The organism is Prevotella sp. khp1, assembly GCF_900102205.1.
GTDB lineage: Bacteria > Bacteroidota > Bacteroidia > Bacteroidales > Bacteroidaceae > Prevotella > Prevotella ruminicola.
Genome location: NZ_FNJZ01000005.1, coordinates 34,600 through 55,391, shown reverse-complemented (window position 1 = coordinate 55,391; position 20,792 = coordinate 34,600). Strand labels below are relative to the sequence as shown.

The 20,792-nt window shown below is 42.9% G+C and carries 24 protein-coding genes; 20 read left to right on the top strand and 4 right to left on the bottom strand.

Going from position 1 to position 20,792, the window contains the following annotated elements; genetic code table 11:
- Window positions 1-73: 73 nt before the first annotated feature.
- The 12 genes from BLR73_RS12650 (at window position 74) to rhuM (ending at window position 9,074) form a co-directional block, all read left to right on the top strand.
- Entirely contained in the window at window positions 74-508 is a 435-nt protein-coding gene (locus tag BLR73_RS12650; protein WP_091862565.1) for a hypothetical protein, read from the top strand.
- A 16-nt stretch (window positions 509-524) separates the two neighbouring features.
- A complete protein-coding gene (locus tag BLR73_RS12645; protein WP_091862562.1) occupies window positions 525-923 on the top strand; it encodes a hypothetical protein in 399 nt (132 codons plus the stop codon).
- Between the two features lie 73 nt (window positions 924-996).
- Entirely contained in the window at window positions 997-1,830 is an 834-nt protein-coding gene (locus BLR73_RS14470; RefSeq protein WP_213605555.1) for a hypothetical protein, read from the top strand.
- A gap of 20 nt (window positions 1,831-1,850) precedes the next feature.
- Window positions 1,851-3,023, top strand: a complete 1,173-nt coding sequence (locus tag BLR73_RS12635; protein ID WP_091862559.1) for a hypothetical protein — start codon at window positions 1,851-1,853, stop codon at window positions 3,021-3,023.
- 86 nt (window positions 3,024-3,109) lie between these two features.
- Window positions 3,110-3,763 carry an ATP-binding protein gene (locus BLR73_RS12630; protein ID WP_091862556.1) on the top strand — a complete coding sequence of 218 codons (654 nt, stop codon included), beginning with the start codon at window positions 3,110-3,112 and terminating at the stop codon, window positions 3,761-3,763.
- Between the two features lie 120 nt (window positions 3,764-3,883).
- Window positions 3,884-4,294, top strand: coding sequence for a hypothetical protein (locus BLR73_RS12625; protein WP_091862553.1), 411 nt, complete (start codon window positions 3,884-3,886; stop codon window positions 4,292-4,294).
- Window positions 4,295-4,310: 16 nt separating this feature from the next.
- Window positions 4,311-5,366: a DUF6557 family protein gene (locus tag BLR73_RS12620; protein WP_143010956.1), complete on the top strand. Its 1,056-nt coding sequence runs from the start codon at window positions 4,311-4,313 to the stop codon at window positions 5,364-5,366.
- Entirely contained in the window at window positions 5,341-6,624 is a 1,284-nt protein-coding gene (locus tag BLR73_RS12615; RefSeq protein WP_091862546.1) for a hypothetical protein, read from the top strand. Before BLR73_RS12620 ends, BLR73_RS12615 begins: the two co-directional genes overlap by 26 nt.
- A gap of 59 nt (window positions 6,625-6,683) precedes the next feature.
- On the top strand, window positions 6,684-7,007 hold the full coding sequence (locus tag BLR73_RS12610; RefSeq protein WP_143010955.1) for a hypothetical protein: 324 nt from the start codon (window positions 6,684-6,686) through the stop codon (window positions 7,005-7,007).
- A 15-nt stretch (window positions 7,008-7,022) separates the two neighbouring features.
- Window positions 7,023-7,337 (top strand): hypothetical protein, encoded by a 315-nt coding sequence (locus BLR73_RS12605; protein WP_091862540.1) that lies wholly within the window; start codon window positions 7,023-7,025, stop codon window positions 7,335-7,337.
- 11 nt (window positions 7,338-7,348) lie between these two features.
- Window positions 7,349-7,978 carry a hypothetical protein gene (locus BLR73_RS12600; protein ID WP_091862855.1) on the top strand — a complete coding sequence of 210 codons (630 nt, stop codon included), beginning with the start codon at window positions 7,349-7,351 and terminating at the stop codon, window positions 7,976-7,978.
- 118 nt (window positions 7,979-8,096) lie between these two features.
- Complete coding sequence (gene rhuM, locus BLR73_RS12595) at window positions 8,097-9,074, top strand: RhuM family protein (protein WP_091862536.1); 978 nt, start codon at window positions 8,097-8,099, stop codon at window positions 9,072-9,074.
- Window positions 9,075-9,426: 352 nt separating this feature from the next.
- Here rhuM and BLR73_RS14410 read toward each other — a convergent pair whose 3' ends face one another.
- The 3 genes from BLR73_RS14410 to BLR73_RS12585 form a co-directional block, all read right to left on the bottom strand.
- Window positions 9,427-9,528 carry a smalltalk protein gene (locus BLR73_RS14410; RefSeq protein ID WP_013063239.1) on the bottom strand — a complete coding sequence of 34 codons (102 nt, stop codon included), beginning with the start codon at window positions 9,526-9,528 and terminating at the stop codon, window positions 9,427-9,429.
- An 88-nt stretch (window positions 9,529-9,616) separates the two neighbouring features.
- On the bottom strand, window positions 9,617-10,162 hold the full coding sequence (locus BLR73_RS12590) for an HU family DNA-binding protein (protein ID WP_091862533.1): 546 nt from the start codon (window positions 10,160-10,162) through the stop codon (window positions 9,617-9,619).
- Between the two features lie 475 nt (window positions 10,163-10,637).
- On the bottom strand, window positions 10,638-11,810 hold the full coding sequence (locus BLR73_RS12585; protein ID WP_091862530.1) for an ATP-binding protein: 1,173 nt from the start codon (window positions 11,808-11,810) through the stop codon (window positions 10,638-10,640).
- 249 nt (window positions 11,811-12,059) lie between these two features.
- On the opposite strand from BLR73_RS12585, the gene BLR73_RS12580 reads away from it, so the two are divergent.
- From BLR73_RS12580 to BLR73_RS12545, 8 genes are all read left to right on the top strand, one after another.
- Window positions 12,060-12,947 (top strand): LexA family protein, encoded by an 888-nt coding sequence (locus BLR73_RS12580; protein ID WP_143010954.1) that lies wholly within the window; start codon window positions 12,060-12,062, stop codon window positions 12,945-12,947.
- A 192-nt stretch (window positions 12,948-13,139) separates the two neighbouring features.
- Window positions 13,140-13,622, top strand: a complete 483-nt coding sequence (locus tag BLR73_RS12575) for a hypothetical protein (RefSeq protein ID WP_143010953.1) — start codon at window positions 13,140-13,142, stop codon at window positions 13,620-13,622.
- A 191-nt stretch (window positions 13,623-13,813) separates the two neighbouring features.
- Window positions 13,814-14,128: a hypothetical protein gene (locus tag BLR73_RS12570; RefSeq protein WP_091862522.1), complete on the top strand. Its 315-nt coding sequence runs from the start codon at window positions 13,814-13,816 to the stop codon at window positions 14,126-14,128.
- 4 nt (window positions 14,129-14,132) lie between these two features.
- Entirely contained in the window at window positions 14,133-14,363 is a 231-nt protein-coding gene (locus BLR73_RS12565) for a hypothetical protein (protein ID WP_091862519.1), read from the top strand.
- 34 nt (window positions 14,364-14,397) lie between these two features.
- Window positions 14,398-14,709: a hypothetical protein gene (locus BLR73_RS12560; protein WP_091862516.1), complete on the top strand. Its 312-nt coding sequence runs from the start codon at window positions 14,398-14,400 to the stop codon at window positions 14,707-14,709.
- A gap of 101 nt (window positions 14,710-14,810) precedes the next feature.
- Window positions 14,811-15,131 carry a hypothetical protein gene (locus BLR73_RS12555; protein WP_013063110.1) on the top strand — a complete coding sequence of 107 codons (321 nt, stop codon included), beginning with the start codon at window positions 14,811-14,813 and terminating at the stop codon, window positions 15,129-15,131.
- Window positions 15,132-15,168: 37 nt separating this feature from the next.
- On the top strand, window positions 15,169-17,607 hold the full coding sequence (locus BLR73_RS12550; protein WP_091862513.1) for a BT4734/BF3469 family protein: 2,439 nt from the start codon (window positions 15,169-15,171) through the stop codon (window positions 17,605-17,607).
- A 34-nt stretch (window positions 17,608-17,641) separates the two neighbouring features.
- The gene (locus BLR73_RS12545) at window positions 17,642-18,094 is read left to right on the top strand and encodes a D-Ala-D-Ala carboxypeptidase family metallohydrolase (protein ID WP_091862510.1); all 453 of its coding nucleotides are present in this window, start codon (window positions 17,642-17,644) and stop codon (window positions 18,092-18,094) included.
- 61 nt (window positions 18,095-18,155) lie between these two features.
- Here BLR73_RS12545 and BLR73_RS12540 read toward each other — a convergent pair whose 3' ends face one another.
- Window positions 18,156-20,597: a glycoside hydrolase family 94 protein gene (locus tag BLR73_RS12540; RefSeq protein WP_091862507.1), complete on the bottom strand. Its 2,442-nt coding sequence runs from the start codon at window positions 20,595-20,597 to the stop codon at window positions 18,156-18,158.
- Between the last annotated feature and the right edge of the window lie 195 nt (window positions 20,598-20,792).

Below are 20,792 nucleotides of genomic sequence, written 5' to 3'. Positions count from 1 at the left end.
TTTAGATTCTCATAAGGTGTGCCCCAATGCGGCACACCTTTCTTGTATCTTTGCATCAACAAACAGATTGATTATGAAGTACAAGGAAAAAGCTAAGCAGAAAGCTGTTAAGGTGAAAGGCCAGAAACGGCGTGTGGTTGAGCAATCGGAGCATCCAAAGGATTACACTGATGAAGAGATTGCTCAGATGACTGATTATGATTATGGCTATTTGCTCGACATGATGTACTACAAGTTCGAACGCATGGTGGCTTTCTTTAAGAGCAGGCATACTCATATAGCTGGTGCAAAAAAAGTTGCCAAGCAGATTGAAGTGGCAATGCGATTGATAAACATTATCCAAGGAAGATCGTACACTGATGATTATGAGAATTTGGAGAAGATTGTTAACGAACGGAATAGGAAACGTTTTAGTCATTATTATGACCCATATTCTCTCCGTCAAGAAAAAGCCTGGCACGTCTTCTTCCTCTATCTGGAACATCGTATGAGAAATTGGTGGGATTAATTTAAATAGTAAAGTTATGACAGTATTAGAATTATATAAAAAGTATGATTTCGAGAGTGTGCTTCCGCATCTTGATCATCTATTTGTAGTTAACAGCAAGCATCATCTTTCTGATGCAAGTATTGAGGTATTCCGTGGTATTTATCACCATTGGGCTAACGAGTGTGAGCCAAAGCCCACTTGTCTTTACATCGAGTTGGCTTCCAGATGGGAAATGACGAATTCTTTAATTGACTGGAATTGTTCTGTCAACGACGAGAAAGGACTTATGTATTCTGCAGCAGAACACAAAGATAAGATTGAGGTTTTGAGTATGGAAGTGAAAGTTAGAGTTTATGTTGAAATTAGCGAAGTAGAACTGGCAGCTGGTCTTTTCTGGGAAATGACTTACTTGAAACCTAAAAAAGATTGTTAATTTGCCGCAGGTTTCAAAATAAAGTTGTATATTTGCCTTTGATAACTTGAAACAATAAAATATTACACTACCAATGATAAACGGATTTAAGGTTATAACCCTATGTGGCAGCACTCGCTTCAAGAATGAATTTTTGGAAGCGCAAAAGCGTTTAACTCTTGAAGGAAACGTTGTTATTACTGTTGGCCTATTTGGCCACTCAGGTGATGATGTGGTATGGACAGAGGGTGTAAAAGATATGCTGGATCGCCAGCATCTGGCAAAGATAGATTTGGCAGACGAGATCTTTGTTATCAATGTAGGTGGCTATATTGGTGATAGCACCAGACGCGAAATCGCCTATGCAGAATACAAAGGCAAGTCGATAACATACCTTGAAAGTTGCAGAAAGCCCAGTCTTTATGACAACTATGCTGCACTTAGCGAACTTCACGATGTAGGAAGAATCTCTGATGAGGATTTTGAAAAGGCAGGACGCGACTTTGACGAAAAGCGTAAAGCGGCTATTGCAGAATATAATGCTTGCCAAGGTCCTTGGCCATATCAGTGGAAAAACATCGATGCTGTTGTTTGTGGGGTATTGCAGCAACATGGCATTGTTTCTATAGATTACCACGACATCAAAGACCTCTACGATGCAGATTGTGTATATGAAGCCCGCATCAAAGGAAAAGGCGCCAATGATGAAGAGCAAATTCAAAGCATTATTGATACTATCAGAAGTGAATACCAGGCCCAACTACATTCCTCAAAGAAAGTCGTTGTAACGTTATGTGGTTCGTCAGATCCTTCAGACTTACTTGAAAAACTAGCTGATTGCATGGATGGTTTGAATGCAGTTTGGCAAACAAGAAAACTCCCAACGGAAGCTCCGGAAATAGTTTTGTCAATAGTATATGTATTATAAATACTAAAACGTACACGATTATGAATATAAAAGAAAAACTTAACGATTGGGCAAAAGAGACTGTAGAAGTATATAAGAAGCAGTCTACAGAGATCGGTTTTTATACACAAACTCCATTGTCCATTTTTTTAAAGGATAATATACAAAAACCCGATTTACTCATTTTGGGAATAAACCCTGGCTCTGGAGGTGGTATAAGAAGGAATACAGGAACAGAATTGCTTAAAGGTAATCCCTGTTTTGAAGGCATGGATAGTGAGCGTATCATAAAAAACATGTCTGAAGAAAAAGATAACAATAAGAATAGAAAAGGGTGGGCTTTGTGGCATAGGGTGAACAACATGCTTAAATTTTCAAATAATGAAGATCATAAAAAAATATTAAGAAATCTCGACAGATTTGTCTTATCAAATATGATTTTCTTTGGAACAGAAAAGGAAAACCAAATACCAAATATTAAAAGAGAAGAATGTGCTAAACAAACAATAGAACTTATATCTATACTTCAACCTAAAGTTGTATTATTGTTAGGAAGTCAAAGTCGGAAATTGTTTGATCGAGTTTCTGAAAACAAATTAGAAGTGTTGGTGCCAAATTCTATGTATCATTGCATGTCTGGAAAAAGCCACGTACTTGCAATTAAACATACTGCATATTATTACTCTTCAATTGAGATGGAGCTTATCGGGAAAACAATTGGATTCATTTTAGATCATCAGGATAAAACTATTAATAGTGAATCAATTGTAGAATCAAGTTTAAAAGACGACATAATACGTTTTGAACAAGCACAAAGGACCATACAGATTCCAAGTGATAATAGCCTATACTATCTAAAAAAGAAAATAAGAGCTAAAGGTTGTAACAAAGGGATAGATAATAACGGATACCTCATATATGAATATTATTGTAACAATGCTTTTAAGGAATTTATTAAGGAAAATGGTACCGTTTCTATAGGTATTTTCTATCAAAACAAGCAATGTTGCTTCTCTGTTATGACCAAAGGTAATCATCCAGAGGATTTACTGAAGAAAGTACAAGAGACCTGCGATGAGCTGAAGGTGTTTAAAAATGATAGTAAGGATTGCTTCGTCTCAGATATTGAAACTGATGATGTAAAAATAGTCGAATTCTTTAATGTGCTATTGGCCAAAATAAAAAAGTATCGAGAAACGGATTGCCCGAAATAAAAATCAAATAATTCTTCCAACCTCTGCCCCAAAACGGTAGGGTGCTGTTATCTTTGCACAGTGATTAATATATAAAGAATAAAGTTATGCAGAATGATAATAAAAGTTTTTCAAGTGAGATAAAAGTGATAGATGAATTATTTCCAAAAGGAAAAGTCTCAATCCTAGCATCTGGTCCAGGTGTTGGCAAAACAATATTTGCATGCAAAATTGCCAGGTGGTTAACTTATCACAGAGAACGCGTTCTTTATGTCAACATGGCGTCTGACCATATAAATGTAGACACTTCGGATGACGATACTCTTGCATGGAAATGTAGCATATTTGATATGCCTCTTCTTTCAATAGAGGATATATCGTTTGTGTTGTCGAGAAGATATACTTTTGATACCATTATTCTCGACTACATAGAATTGATGGATTTTGTCAAAGGTATAGAATGCTTGGAAAGGAAAGAAGAACTAAATGCTATTTGGCATTTTCTTGACCATATTGCAAAAGAAAAGAACATTCGTGTAATAGGATTGTCCCAGTTGGAACGAGGCCGTATAGATGGAACAGAAGAGTCTTGTTTCGATAAAGTGCTGAAATACTTAAACAGGGATTTTGTTAGGGAAAGACTTGTCGTTTTACATCGCCCTAGTTATTATGAGCCACAAGATAATAATACTGAGCAAGTACAATTAATAACGTTTAAGAATGGAATAAAAAAAGAAAACATATTAGAAAATATAAAATAAGAAAAAAAGTAATACTTACAGGCTTACAGGTTTTAGTTACAATACAATATAAAGCGCGATACAGAAAAGCTCAACCTCTGCCCCAAAACGGCAGGGGTTTCTTTTATCTTTGCACCATAAATGAAAAATAGTATGAACTCGAACAGAAATTCCAGAAGAAAAGATTGTCTTATAATGGTGTTGACAATCGTTAATATTACCCTCGTCGCTATTGTTTTATGTGGTTCATTAATGAGGGTACTTGAAGGACGCTTGCTATTTCAACTATTTGTTGCAGTATTGTTAAGTGTTTCCGCTACCGGTATAATAACGACTCTGTTATTATACTCACAGCGTATACAACATGAGAAATGGGTAAGAGCACAAATGGTGTTTTTAGAGGAACAAATCAGAGACCAACGGCTTTTTGAGTCAAAGCAAAAGCAGAAAGAAAAAGAAAAGCTTTGGGAATTTTTAAGAAAACTATGTGATATGGTTAAAGACCAGAAGATCTTACCTGAATACATCTACAAGGAATTATATAATGAATAAAAATAAAAGAACGATTATGACTTTCAAAGAATTATTGAACAGTGTTACTTTTGAGGAGGTGGCTCCCTGTCTTTTGCATATGCATCCAGATGCAGAGGGTAATTTGAAATGGTATAAGATTCATTTCGATATGTTGCGTCAGATGACACCCAAGCATCATGACGATGCGAATAGTGATGTGTGCCATATCTCAATGAATAAATGGGACGAAGACAGTGAACCACACCTCGATGCTCACCCTATGGAAGGAGATTATTGGGAGCATTCACTGACAAAAGAAATCGTCATTGACCCTGAGGTCAAGGCTACCAATGCAGAGATTGCGGCTTGTTGTATTTGGCATACCTCATTCTATGGTTTTGTGAGAGAACATCAGGAGGAAGAATTCAGATTTTTCAAACTCGACAAATACCACAAAGATAGATGGGATGACTTTGTATATAATAAGGTGCGTGCAGAGAGGTATTTCTCCGTCATCCGCAGAAATGGTGGTTATATCCCATCCGTCAAAGAGTTGGCTCCATCAAAGAAACAAGAATTGTTCAACAAGGCCAAAGATTATTTCTGGTGTATAAGCGCATCGATGAACAGGATTAAAAGGAAGAAGATGTTTCGTAGAGAGTTTATGGCACACTACTATGAGCGTATGGCAGCCATCAGCAGGTTCATCGTTCAGGCCATTCCGGCTTTGAGCGACGAAAGAAACAATATGAGTTTGGATCAATTGTGCGGCCTGTTTCAGTCTGACTTGTTCAATCCAGAAACAATCACATCGTATGCGGATGAGAATACCAATGGGGTCAAGTACCTATGCGAGTTGCTGGAGATGGAAGATATCAATACCAGCTTAGACAGAATGGTAGTGGTTCTAACCACTGGCGAATATCACAAAGAACTGACTGAGGATGAACAAAACCTGTGCAAACTCCTTATTGGCAATTGCAAATCCAGCGACATCCTCGTGGCCACAGATCCCTCATTAGGCAGACAAGTCCGCATCGACTATGCTACATTTAATTCAAAAGAACCATTAGTAAATAAAGATTATGGCTTCAAAAATACAACAACTTAGGAAACTTGTCGAAAAAGGTATTTCCAATAAAACTGGTCATTGTATAAAAAAGATGACCGTTCATAATGAGCTCACTTACATTGAGAATCGTCGTTTGGAGGATTACTTCATTGTTGCTCATAAGTTGATGACGCAATTAAAAACAACTGAGGACATTCTGGTTGGTCCAGGAAGAGGCAGAATGATTAGCTCACATGTCTGTTATGCATTAGGTATAACAAATATTAGCCCTCTATGTGTGTTTGCAGAACATGTCTTGCTATGGGGTGACGCAACCAAGAATCCAATAATAGACATTGAAGTAGATAACGATTCTTACAATTTTGTCTATAAACAGGCTATAGAAATGTTTGGATTTGAGAATGTGGCTAGAATGCCAATAAAGATATCCCCATCGTTTATTCCAAATAACCATGAGTGGATAGGCGTAAAGTCCAATGGCGAGAAGGTATACTTACATGCATGTGCTTTGCTTATATGCTTGGACGGAGTATCAAATCATTTTGCTGTTGATGAAGTGCTTGACGAGGTTGGGAATCGTATTTTATGTGCAAAAGAATTTATTGAAGAGTGTGATAATCAATCCATCCTAAGATATAATGTGCTTAAATCGGATTTGCTAATTAGGATTAAGAAAATTCTAAAACTGATAGAGAAGAACGGCAAACAGTATTCGAAAATTTACGAAAAGCGCCTTTGGGAAGAAGATTATGAACTTTTTATTAATGGGAATCTGGATGGGATTCCATATTTTGAAAGTAATTCCATTCAGGAAGCCATTAGAATGCTTATGCCAAAAAGAAAATTTACTGCCTTCGATGAACTTCTCAATATTCAGGCACTTTTCATTATTAGAGTTGGGAATTACCTACAAGATAAAGAAAAGTTAGCTGAATATAAGAAGAAGCATGAACAACTCTCTTTCTTAGGGTTATTTCCTTATGGATTTTTGTATGACGATGATATTGTATGGTTTCTTAATGGTTGGATCGGATTCTCATGGAGGCAATCAGCCAAGGTAATGCAGCTTGTTTTTTCACATAATGAACCGGAAGCAAAGGACCTAAAACAGTTCTACCTCCAACAAGGGATGGATAGAGGGTTCAAAAAAGCAGAGTTAAATCGAATCTGGAAGTCCCTGTTTAAAAATCCAATTGTTAGGAGTAGGGCGTATTATGCGGGTCAAATATACCTGTCTGTCTATCTTGCAGGTCTAAAGCATCAGTTTCCTGAAGAGTTTAATGAAATAAAGGATTAACTTACTAAATATCAAGGCCTCTGCCCCAAAACGGCAGAGGTTTCTTGTATCTTTGCATTGTGAACATTAAAACAAGTAATATGGGAAAAAGGAAAAAGAGAGATAATGACTATATTAATAGTTATCCAATAAGTGAGGTCTGGGGCACTTATCACTATTTGGCACGAGAGATTTCTCCTCGATTGAAAGCATTCAAGGCACTCGATAAACATGGATGGCCAGAAGATTTCGAGAGCCAGGAGGATTGGAATAAGGTTATTCAGAAGATGATCGATGCTTTTGAATTGGTGAAGGATTATTCACCTTCTTATGAAGAAGATATACTGACTGTTGAACAAGGAGTGGAATTGTTCTGCAAGTACTATCGTGATTTATCGGATTAAAAATATTGATGCTTTATGAAAAGGAAGAAGAAAGATGACTCCGCTGAAAAATGGAGTTACAAGAATGACTTTCCAATAGAGGAAGTTTGGGGGACGTACCACTATATTGCAAGGGATATTGTGCCTCGATTGAAAGCGTTTAAGGCTCTCGATAAGCATGGGCATGCACCAGGCTTTAAGGATATAACGGCTTGGAATAATGCTATTCAGAAGATGATAGATGCATTTGAATTGGTACAGCCTAATAAGGTTGTATATTGTGATGACTATCCAGCTATCTATGAGGGCTTGGATTTGTTTCGTAAGTATTTTCTTAATTTATGGGATTAATAAATTATGCTATGATGGACTATAGTGTTAAGGTTATAGAGAGGGAGATTATTTGCAGATATAACGATTATCGCTGCTATCGCTCAAATGATGATGTACTATTATCATTAAGGAAAGACATCATTAACAAACGGGTTTTGGCAAATCAGAAAGAAATAATGCCAGATATCGTTGCCTTTAATGATGCATTGCGTGAGGCTCTTCAAGAAATGTACAATCGAGCTCATCGTATATGGAATAAAATGATAGAGACAATAGAGGAGGGTGATGGCGAAGAGATGGAACTAACTGCTAAGTGCTTCCTTGATGTTGATTATCCAAATTTGCATCCTACACAGGGTGAAGATAGGCAGGACTTGTGGTATGCACTTTGTGATGAAGACTTAAATCCATTGTATGCAGATGGCATCTCTGTGCTGACTCTAACATTTCCAAGAGATGAAGGTCGCACATTTGATTCATTCGTCGGTATGGACTGTCCACCACCTAATTGGAATGAAGGACTTGATCCTGAATTGACTAAGGATTTACACCTCATTAGTCAATTCCATAATCTTTTTCTGCACATGCTGTTTGCCATTACTGATTTCATTTATGTTAGAAAGTTCAGAACAGAAATAAATGTAGAGATAAAAAAATAGCTATAACATTCAAATAAACTTTTCTCTAAGATGTAACAATTCTGTTTTTTTTATACTAAAGATAGTAGGAATAAAAATAAAATTGTATCTTTGCATAATGTTATAGAATTAATCAATTATGAAAGAAGATCAGAAGATTGTTATCTACCAGACCGAAGACGGACAAACACAGATAGATGTTCGTTTGGAGAATGAGACAGTGTGGCTAAATGTAGCGCAGATGGCCTCACTCTTTATGAAAGAGGAGTCAAACGTGAGACGTCACGTTCTGAATGCCTTCAAGGAGGGCGAATTGGAGCGAGACAATAATAACGTGCATTTTTTACACGTTAATGGCGTGAAGAAGCCTGTACCGTTTTATAGTCTCGATGTCATTATCTCCGTTGGTTATCGCGTTCATAGCAAACGTGGTACTGCTTTCCGTATCTGGGCTCGCAAGATTATAAAAGACTATTTGGTAAAAGGCTATGCCATCAACGATAGAATCCGTAAAGATCAGATTGCAGAACTGCGTCAGTTGGTGCAGGTGGCTGGTCGTGCTATCAGTAATCAGGAAGTACCAGAGACTGTTGAGAGTCAGGATCTGTTGAATGTTGTGGTGGATTACACTTATGCTCTCGATACGCTTGATAATTATGATTATGAGCGACTCACAATAGACAAGACAACCAAGGAGGAGAGATTCCACGCTACATACGATAATGCAATGGAGGAGATAAACAGATTGCGTGATAAGTTCGGCGGATCTACCTTATTTGGTAACGAGAAGGACGAATCGTTTAAAAGTAGTATCGGTCAGATTTATCAGACGTTCGGTGGCGATGAACTCTATCCTAGTGTAGAGGAGAAAGCAGCCATGTTGCTGTATCTGGTTACGAAGAACCACTCGTTTAGCGATGGTAACAAGCGTATTGCAGCCACACTGTTTCTGTGGTTCCTGAATAACAATGGGATTCTGTATCGTGAGGATGGCTCGAAGCGATTGGCAGATAACACCCTTGTAGCCCTTACTCTGATGATTGCAGAGAGTAAGACTGAGGAGAAGGATGTGATGGTAAAGGTTGTAGTGAACCTGATTAACCAGCAGAACGTATAAAAATACCCTCAGGCTTCGTGTTGAAACCTGAGGGTGATAGGATAGAGCCTGCTGCAGTATGCGTGGCGGGCCGCGCAAGTGCAGGTCCTTGGCTGTTCGCAGGGCTTCACAGTCCCGAAATATGAGATGGAAAAATCGTCTATAGTGTTTTAGACCATTTTCCTGACGTCAGGAAAACGATACCAATGCCTAGATGCTATGGGATAGCTCATGGTATTCTGAGGACCATTTTGCTGACGCTAGCAAATTGTTATCACTAATTTCAGAAACGGAATGTGAGGTGGATGATTTAAAAAAGCGTATAGAGCTTATGAAAACAAATCAGGGAGTACATAAACACTCCCTGATTCTATTATAGGCCCATGCAGCTCGTGGCGCCAAGGGCAGTTACAATCGCAGTTGCGATACTGGCAATCATCTGTACGATGAACTTTAATGTCTCTTTCTTTGTCATAGCTTTTAATGTTTAATGTTTAATGGTCAATGTTTAATGGTCAATGGTCAATGGTCAATGGATAGGGTGGGGCTTGCGCCCCCAACCCTTAGTCTCCGATAGGCTCGTGGCTTCCACCACCGCTATTTCCGCCTCCGGTATTGCCACCAGTGTTTCCGCCGGTATTACCACCGTTCGATGGCTGGTCGGGATCCTCGATATCGCCGCTATCACCGCTGGTCACACGCTTCAGCACTTTGCCATCCTCGTCCAGGCAGGTAATCTGGATGCTGGTATTCTTCAGCTCGTCCTTAACGTCCACGTTAGGGGTAAAGATAATGCGACGAACACTGATCAATCCAGTCTTTACATCCTCCAGGTTCTCAACGGCCTTACTGCGCACTCCGAATCGCATGGTACCCAGGCCTGGCAGTGGTACTGAGTGACCCTCGGTGGCCCACGTACGGATTACTTCACCTGCAGCATCCCAAGCTGCCTTAATTACACCTGCAGAGATACCCGAGTGGGTGGCTGCCTCTGCGAACACTTTCTTCTCCTGGATAGGGCTATACAGCTCAGGACGCATAATGAATCGCTTACCAGGTTTGTTGCCGATTTTAAGCTCTCGGCGCTGAGCAATTACTTTAATCGCCATACTTCTAAAATTTTTAATGGTTAATGTTTAATGTTTAATATTTTCAATAATCTCGTTTTGCCGCCTTGGAGTGCAGGTTTTAGCCGCTATTAGTACTTTCAATTGTTACTATTAATGCGCGCAATTTCTAGATTTAATTCTCGCAATTTTTAGCCTTAATGCCGCTGCTCTTACTCTCTCAATTTGACAATGCAAAGGTACGAAAAATTCAGCACATATACAAGCGTTTATTCGTTTTATTTTTAATTTATTTCTACATAGATTTACCACTACCGAGCACCTAACGTCCTAACGTTCTATCATTACGATTTCTCTATTATCCAATCATCCGCCAATACTAACTATAAATATATATTATTATATTATATATTATAATATATAATATAATAATATATATTCTAATAAGCACGTTAGTTACTACCTAACAAAATACCAAATGTTAGTTTGTTAGGTGGTTAGATGGTTAGGTGGATTGCTAATACGTTAGTCCAAATTGCCAGAGGGGGATGATGTTGGCATGGCCTGTTTCGATGTCGTCTTTCACTACGTAGCCTTGGGCTACATTTTGTATCTGCTTCTGCTTCTTGCTCTTTCCGCCCACCTCAAAGGTCTTGCCGTCTATTTCGAAATCGCTTATTCGTGAACTGATGACATCAGTAGTTACACGCATCTGATTGTAGAAGAAAGTCTCGCGGATGTTGCCAATGTCAGTACTCTCATGTCCAAGTACATAGGCCAGGTTCGTGTTGTCAAGATATACTTTCTCTACCTTTCCTAAACCACGTATGCCGCCAGTGTCGTCGCGTAGTTGTCCTATCATACCAGCCTGTTCCATGTAGAGGAAGTAGTCGGGTAGCACGTTGCGACTTACACCTATAACTGTGGCCAACGACTCCATGACAGGTTTAAAGGGTACACTCTGTGCTATAACGGCCAGTAGCTTCTTTAGTTTTCGGCCTGTTGATGCGTTCATATTCGCATATTGGGGGATGTCTACCTCCATTGTTTGGTTGATAACCTGGCGCATACGCATCTCGTAGCCACCCTCGTTTGCAAATGGATAGTAGCCGTTTTTTAGATAATCCCTGAATAGGGGCAGTGGGTGGTTAACGGCATCAAGTTTCGCTTTATGCTCCAGAATATCGTTGATGGTATATACCGGGGCGGTTATGTTATGAAACAATGCCAGATATTCTCGGAAAGAAAGTCCCTGCATGGTATATATCAGCGTACGTCGGCTAAGGTCGGATGCCCCTTTTGTGATATCAAGTATGGATGAGCCTGTGAATCCAACCTTCAAGTCTGGATGAGAGTCGTAGATGAGTTTTAATTCTCGCGACCAGTTCTCGTATTTATGAATCTCGTCGATGAATATCTGCTCACCACCGTCTTTTACAAACTCATCTACAGTGGCGATAAGTGTGTGGGTTGAGAAATACAGATGGTCGGCGGCTACATACAGCATGTGTCGCTTGTCTCTGTTCTCCTTGATGTATTGCAGGATCATTGTTGACTTTCCCACACCACGTGGGCCAACAAGTCCGAACATTCTCGACTCCCAACTCACCTGATCGTACATATACCGATGGAATGTTGAAGTGGTTAACTTCAACTGACTCTCCATAAATTCAATAAGCGAAATATCCATAATCCTTATATATTTTGCTGCAAATATAATAAAAATGCACTATAACAGTGCATAAAATGAAAGAAAAACGCACTAAAGTAGTGCAATTTAACGATTTTTTGCGGAAAAACACTATAGAAATGAATTTTCTTGATTGGCAAGCCTTCTGCTAAATAGTCTTAATATCTATCCAGCATTTTTTGTTAGGTGCTGGATATTTATTATTTTTGTGCTCGATTACGCTAACAAAACTTGAATACAGGTAAAAAGATGTTTATCAACCATCATAAAATCGACTATTTATATGGCTCGGCATGCGAAATGCTGGTGCCCTTCTACGACGTATATGCCAGTTGCGGCCTACCTACAGAACAAGGCGACATACCTCCCGAAATGATCAAAGTGCCTGGTGGCGACTTCGACGGACTGAACACATACACCATTTCTGTTAAAGGCGACTCGATGGAGGGCGTGGGTATATTCAGTGGCGATGTGCTGCTGATTGAGAAGATTTGTCAGGTACACAATAAGGATATTATATATGTATCGGTAGATGGCGAGTGGTTAATCAAAACCTACTATATGGACGATTATGGCCGCCACTGGCTGGTGCCTTCGAATCCTAAATATAATCCCATGTTGCTTACCGAGGATATGGATATACGGATAGGTGGCAAGGTGAAATATAACCTTACTTTGCACCTCGAGAATCGCGAAAATATTATGAACCGCATCCAGCAGTACCTGCAAAAGGAGTCGGCTCCCAACCCTGAAACTCCGCGAGTACCAACACAGGAGGAGGTAGAGGCTGCACTTGTTTATGCTGACGAAAAGGTTACTGGCAGGCGATATTGGTTAGGGGCCTGCCGTGTGCTGATGGATTGTGGCTTTATTAAGGAGGGCGACTACCAAACGTTCTGTAATTTGGTGGCCTATGTGTTGCCCCACCATCAGCATCTGCCAAATAAAAATGAAGTGGGACGAATGGCGGTTGACTGTTTTGCCAAACCGTTTGATACGTGGACTGATGCGAAAGCTCCTGTTCATGGCGAATACTACAAGAACTATCATCGGGCTGGCGAGGCGATACTCGAAAAACTCACTAAATGCTCGCAAAAACTCCCACAAAGTTCCCACATCAACTCAAGTTCACATTAAAGTTCCCACATACTCCCATTGGGCTGCGGATATTTTCCGTAGCCCATTTTTTGTTTGTAATTTCGCCGAGTAAACCTGAGAGGCGTTTTGCCTTGTATGGTAGTAATTAATGTTTAATCCGAGTGGGGTGGGAGTCCTCTGAGGTGAAAAGCTGCAGCAATCATGCTCTTCTCACAAAACACTTGGAAAAAGATGAAACAAGTAGTATTGCGTATCGACGACGCAGCTTTTGAGAAGTTTATGGGTATGGTAGATCTATGTCCGATGGTAGAGGTGCTGAATGTTTGTGGCACTGGCGACAAGAAACTTACCATTGATACCTATGTGGCATCGGCCATTCGCGAAATGCGCCAGGCCCTGGCCTTTAAAAATCCCTGCGACTATGCTTACCTGATGGTGGCCATGAACGAGAGCGTGGTAAAAGGATTACCCTTTTTCTATACCCCAAAAGATTTTATCGACTATATGCACCAATCGGATTTTGATAATCTGCCTGGTCGCACCACCATCTACGATACCATAGCTAAGGTAAAAGGCAAGTACCCCGACTGGACGTTTACCGATAGCCCCAAAGCCAGCGAGGCACTGCGCAGAAAGAACTTGGTGAAGCGATTTTTGAGTGCCTTTATGAGGGCTCAAAGCAATAAGTTGGACGGTTGGTCGGACGAAGCTTAAAGGTGTCGGACGATACGTCGGACAATAGAAAATAAAGCCATCGTGGGGTGAATTTTTATTGCGAACTTTGCCGATGAAATCAGCGAGAACAGGCTGCACCTCAGCAATTCGAGCGAGCTCGATTGCATTCGGTTTGCACTGTCCTTGCACTGTCGAAAGGAAATAACGACGCAAATTTAAAATTAAAAGTTATGGTAAGACAAAGTATTTTTGAAAAGAGAAAAGGCGGTCAGTTCATCTTCGAAGATGAAGACCTGATGAGAGTACAGTGTTTGGAACATGATGCTGAGAGCGTGATGTGCCAACTGGAGAACAAATTAAGTCAACCGTTGCTGTTTATGCTTAACCAACAGCTGTTAGGGTTCAGCAGTCAGATGCAGCAAGAACTGGCAATGGATATGGTTGACTATGTGTGCGACGACGTGATACGAATGACGGGATGCCCATCGGCTGATTACGTATTGGAAACGTGTTACGCATGGATAGAGGAAGAGAGGGAGGTGTAGCGTGATGGAACAGATAGTTAATGCCTATCACATTAAGGTAAACAAATGCTGCGCATCGTGCAAGCATAAGGAAAGCCAGAATGATGGTACAAGGCAGTGCACTAAGACGGGGCAGATAGTAGAGGCGAAATCGGTATGCCCTGAGTGGGAAATGAACGACGGTCTGCGCAATGCAGGCTTGCACAAGGGAGCCGTGGTTCGCCTGAAAGGAACTACAGAAATAGTAATACGTTAAACATTAAACATTAAAGATTAAACATTAAAGAGTTATGAAGAAAATGACAAAAAATGAAAAGATGGTGCGCATGTTTAGCGGCACTAAGGAGATTGAAGAGCAGTTTGCCAACGATGTGCATGCTTGGGGTGATGAGTTTACTGCTGTAGCCGATAAGCTCGACATCCGTAACCCTTGGGATCAGGCTGTGCTGGTAGCTATTCTGACCAACATGCTGGCATGTGTAACGGTTAACGCCAAGTTTGATGGCGTGAACTTGGAGAAGGCTATACGTGATAACTATTATGATGCCTTGAAGGAATACAAGAAACAGGCTGCAAGGGAAATAGCGAAAGGCAACATCTAAAAAAGGTAAGTAAATAACCGAGTCGAAGTGTGGTGGAGGAAGTCTACGTAGTGAAAATGGCCAAATTCTAACACAACCTTCACTCATCAATTCGACAAGTTATGAAAAAATATATTGCTATTGACGAAGAGGTTCTTGTGCGCCTCGTTGAAGGAAAGCGTGTAGAGGGTTCACTACATCGTGACAAGTTTACGGGTGTGATAACATTTAATGCCTATAAGCGTAAGTCGCGTAATTGCGCGAACGACCGCCTGGTAAAAAAGTTGCCATGGGGGTGGGTTAAGGAGAGTATACAGCGTATCAAGGTGTATGGCAGTTTCCCCAAAGAATTGGGTGCTGCAGCAGTGATGGGGCTGATGGACGATCACCATCGCGACGCCAAGAATGCGATGATAGAACGTGAACTGATTGAATTCTGCTAAGGCTTAATTCAAAATTGATAATTGAAAATTTAAGATTATGTTTTGCTATCAGAAAAACTTTAGTAACCCCACCTTGCCGGTAGATGAGACTCAGTTCTGGGCTCTTGTTAAGGCCACCAAGTGGAACGAGAATATCGATAAGTATCGTGAAACGGGCGATGCGGCGTTGAAACGCAAACTGCCTGCATTCATCTTCCAGGCTACTTTCGACGAAACTACATCGGCCAAAGGTAGATTAGGTGCCTGGCGCAAACAGGCAGCCACCCGCTTAACGGGCCTGGTGGTGATGGATCTCGACCATATCGAGAACCCGTTAACCCTGTATCAGGGCTGGATAGATAAGGGCCTCGACCTGAAGGCATTGGGCATTGTGCTCGTGTATATCACACCCAGTGGAAAGGGATTGAAGATTGTGTTCAAGGCCCGACTGGATTGGGGCAACCTGATTGATAATCAGCACGCTATGGCCAAACTGCTGGGCGACGAGGTGGTAGTGGATGAGGCCTGCAAGGACTCGTCGAGAATGAGTTACATTTGCAAATATACCGATATTTTATTTATTGATAAAGAACTGTTTAGTTATGAGAACCAAGAGTATGCTGAGCGATATACTGCTCTATATCGAGACGGTCGCTCACAGAGCGAGAGTGCGAATCTTTCAGAAACATCAACTCCCATCGAGCATAGTAACGAACCTGTAATGTGGCGTGGATATGATGTACAGTGTATTATTGATAAGCGCTATGGCGATAAGCTGCCATGCCGAGAGGATAGAAACCGACATAACGAAAGCCTCAAGTTGGCCTCTGATCTGCTCACACTACTCGACGGCGATAGGGTTGATGTGCAGCGAGTGCTCGAAAAGCAGACGTGGGTACAGGAACTCATCAGCGAGGGCGAAAGGGTGGAGAATACCATATCGAGTGCCGTTGAGCACAAACGCGATAAGGAGAAGAAATTCCTTAATCAGCTACCCAGTAAGCCCATGCTTGAGGCTATCCAGGAGGTTACGGGTAAGACGTACCAGGAGATTGCGAAGGGCACGAAAGCGTCAACGGCGGCGGTGCTGAAGGATGATACCATGGCACAGATGCTGTGGGAATGGGGTGAAGAGATTGAGGCCCTGAGTGAGTACTATCCAGCCCTGAAGGATGTGTGCAAGGGCTTGAAGCACAACCAGTACCCAGCGGCCCTGTTTGTAGCAGGCGGCCTGTTGATGACGCTGATGACACGATGCACGTACCGCTTTTACCATCGTCCTGAGGAGTTGCGACGATTGAACAACTCAACGCTGATTATTGGCGATCCTGCCAGCGGTAAGAGCTTTGCCACCCGCTTGTTTAAGCTGTTGGCAGCACCTATCATCGAGGCTGATAAAGTAGGTAAGGAGGCTATTAATGCCTATCGTGAACAGATGCGCACCAAGGGCGCCAACAAGGAGAAACCAAAGAAACCCAAGGTGATTGTGCGTGTGCACCCAGCACGAACCTCGAATGCCCAGTTTATTCAGGACATGGTGAACAGTGTGGAGGAGGTGGATGGCGAGCCCATGCAGCTGCACATGCTGACGTTTGATACCGAGTTGGATAACACCATCTGTGTACAGAAGGGCGGCTCGTGGATCGACAAGATGAGCATGGAGCTGAAGGCTTTTCACAACGAGGAGGACGGACAGGCTTACTCGAACAACGACTCTATCCTGCAGGATTTCTTCGTGACCTGGAACTACATCTACACAGGTACGCCCATCGCGCTGAAAAAGAAGGTGAACGCGCAGAACTTTGGCTCAGGACTGGCCACCCGCTTAACCTGCGTGCCCCTGCCAGCCACCAACTTTAAGATGATGACGCGCGAAAGCAATGTGGATTACGACAGCGACAACCGCTTAAAGGAATGGGCTAAGAAGCTGGATCGTACCAAGGGCGAACTCTCAGTACAAAAGTTGGTGGATGAACTCTACGACTGGACTGCCCGTCGAATGGCCGATGCTGAAGAGAACGACAGCAAAGCCGACGAGATGCTGCTAAAGCGTTGTGCCTACCATGGATTGAACTTCTCGGCTCCGTTTATCGTGATGCGCCACTGGGGCGATCTGCATCAGGAAGGCAACTACTGGTGTGGTACATTCGAAACGGACGAAATAGATTGGCGACTGGCTGAACTGATAGTAAACATACAGTACGCCTGCCAGCGTTACTACTTTGGTGCGATGGCCGAAGCCTACTTCGACAACAAACTGAAGGATGCCAGCGTAAACGTTCAGCGTCGTCAGAAAACCTACGAAGGTTTCGAACGCTTGCCCGATGTGTTTACAACCGATGATGTGGTGCGTTGCTTCCAGCTAAAGAGTGCTGCTACAGCCTATATGCGTATCAGCCGACTAACCAAGGACCGACTGATAGAAAAGGCCGAAGACTATGTTGAAGATGGTTGCGCCAAGGTGCGCTATCGTAAAACCGGTCTGCTCATGATCTAACGTCCTAACATCCTAACAAACTAACATTACGAAAATGGAAAAGATAGTACAGTTAAACAGTAAAGCAAACCTCTCCCAGCACTTCACGCTGGGGGAGTTTACCAGGAGCAAATCTCCTGAAGTGTATAACATTCCTAGTCATGAGGCGATTGCAAATCTTAAGCGATTGTGTGAGTGGCTGGAAGTATTAAGGGAGAAAGCCTCACAACCTATTATCATCAACTCGGGTTATCGATCACCGCAGTTAAATCGTAAGGTTGGTGGAGCACCCACTAGCAATCACTTAACGGGCTGTGCGGCGGATATCCGCACCAATGGTATGGAGCAGGCCATCTGTTATGCAGCCATCCTCATAGCCTACGCCAATGAATCAGCACAGGACTATGATGAGCTGCTAATAGAAAAGAATCGCTATGGTGCCGTGTGGTTGCACTTTGCAGTGAGGCCGAAAGATAATCGACGTAAGGTTGCATTTATTATTGGTTAAAACAATAATCCCCGCTCAGTGATGGGCGGGGATTTGTTTGTATAGATGTATGTAATCCTGATTACATCGTAACCTCGACTACGTGCTTACCTGCAGAGTAGGGGATAACGGTGCCATCAACAGGCTGGCCATCGAGGGTGATGGCTTTAACACCCTTCTGGGCGCCGTTTGGATGGATGGTAATCTCGTACTCGGCATCGCGGAACTTGCGCTGTACGGTGTAGTCGGTAGCTGTCTGTGGCAGACAGGGATCGATGCGGATACCATCATAGTCGGGCTTGATACCAAGGATAAACTCTGATACGGTGTACCACATCCAAGCTGCAGTACCTGTGAGCCATGAGTTCTTACCCTCGCCTGGCTTAAAGGCGTCCTTACCGGCTACCATCTGGCAGTTTACGTATGGCTCAACCTTGTGCAGGGTCTGGTATTTCTCCTCGACGTATGAGGGGAGAATCTTAGCGTAGTGGCTCCAGGCATCGTTACCGCGGCCCGCCAAGCACTCGCCGATGATGACCCAAGGATTGTTGTGGCAGAAGATACCTGCATTCTCCTTGTAGCCCTCGGGGTATGATGAGATTTCGCCGTACTCGTAGATATACTTGGTGAAGGCGGGATTGTTGAGTACCATACCGTGCTCGCACTCGAGGTATTTCTTACAAGAGTCGAGACTCTTGGCAACCATACCTTCCTGGGCACCAATCTCGGCCATGGTGCACCAGCCCTGGCTCTCGATGAAGATCTTAGCCTCGTCGCACTCGTTGCTACCAATCTTATTGCCATAGAAATCGTAAGCGCGGAGATACCACTCGCCATCCCAGCCGTGCTTCTTCACAGCCTCGATCATAGCGTCGATAGCCTTCTGCATGCGCTCGGCCTCCTGGGTCTTACCCAGTTTCTGGCACAGGGCAACGTAATCCTTACCTGTTACTACGAACAGACCGGCAATCATGAGGCTCTCGGCCTTGGTACCCTCGGATACGTTCTCGGTGGTCTGGAAGCTCTCGTTTGGATCCCATGAGAAGCAGTTGAGGTTCAAGCAGTCGTTCCAGTCGGCACGGCCGATGAGTGGCAGCATGTGAGGACCGAGGTTGTTGATAACGTGATCCATCGAAATCTTGAGGTGCTCGAAGAGTGTTACCTCAGAGCCTGGCTGATTGTCGAATGGTACCATCTCGTCGAGGATAGAGAAGTTGCCTGTTTCCTTGATGTAAGCCACGGTACCGAAGATGAGCCAGCAGGGATCGTCGTTGAATCCACCGCCGATATCGTTGTTACCGCGCTTGGTGAGGGGCTGATACTGGTGATAGCAGCCGCCATCGGGGAACTGGGTTGAGGCGATATCGATGATGCGCTGACGGGCGCGTGATGGAATCTGGTGTACAAAGCCTACGAGGTCCTGGTTACTGTCGCGGAAGCCCATGCCACGGCCGATACCACTCTCGAAGAACGAAGCCGAACGAGAGAAGTTGAAGGTTACCATGCACTGGTACTGGTTCCAGATGTTAACCATGCGGTCGAGCTTATCGTTACCCGTGCGTACATTATATATATTAAGGAGGGCATCCCAGTACTGACAGAGTTCGGCAAAGGCCTGATCGACCTTCTGTGTGGTGTCGAGCTCGGCAATGAGGGCGTGTGCCTTGTCCTTATTGATGACCTGAGGGGCAGAGAACTTCTTGTCCTGTTCGTTCTCGATGTAACCCAGCAGGAACACAAAGTCCTTGCTTTCGCCTGGCTGCAGGGTTACCTCGATGTAATGCGAGGCGATGGGGCTCCAACCATGGGCGTGGCTGTTGCGGGGCTTGCCCTCGATTACTACCTGGGGATCGGCAAACTCGTTATAGAGGCCTACGAAGGTTTCGCGATCGGTATCGAAGCCCTGGATAGGGGTGTTTACATGGTAGAACGCATAATGGTTGCGACGCTCACGGTACTCGGTCTTGTGATAGATGGTGGATCCCTCTATCTCGACCTCACCGGTAGAGAAGTTGCGCTGGAAATTCTCCATATCGGTAGCAGCATTCCACAGGCACCACTCCTCGAACGAGAACAATTTGAGGTTCTTAACCTCGTTGCTCTGGTTGGTGAGTGTGAGCTTCTGTACCTCGGCCCATTTTTTGAGGGGAACGAAGAACAGCACGCTGGCCTCGACGCCGTTTTTACGACCAGTGACGCGGGTGTAGCTCATACCATGACGGCACTCGTAGAAATCGAGTGGCGTTTTGCAGGGCTTCCAACCTGGGTTCCAAACGGTGTCGCCGTCCTTGATATAAAAGTATCGGCCACCATTGTCCATTGGTACATTATTGTAACGATAACGAGTGATACGGCGGAACTTGGCATCCTTGTAGAATGAGTAACCACCGGCGGTATTAGAAATTAAAGAGAAAAAATCCTCGTTGCCCAGATAGTTAATCCAGGGCCAAGGAGTCTGCGGGTCGGTAATCACGTACTCGCGGTGCTGGTCGTCGAAGTGACCGTAGCGTTTCTGTTGTTCCATGATGCGAAAAATATTTTATTAACGATAGTAATCAATAATTGCGGATGCAAAGTTACGAAATTTGCACAAACGTACAATAGTTGGAGCAACTTAGCGCAAGAATTGAGCATAAAAATACCATATATTTTGAAAAAAACTTGTGAGTAATAAAAAAAATTCTTAACTTTGCACCCTCATTCCAGTTATATTGATAAA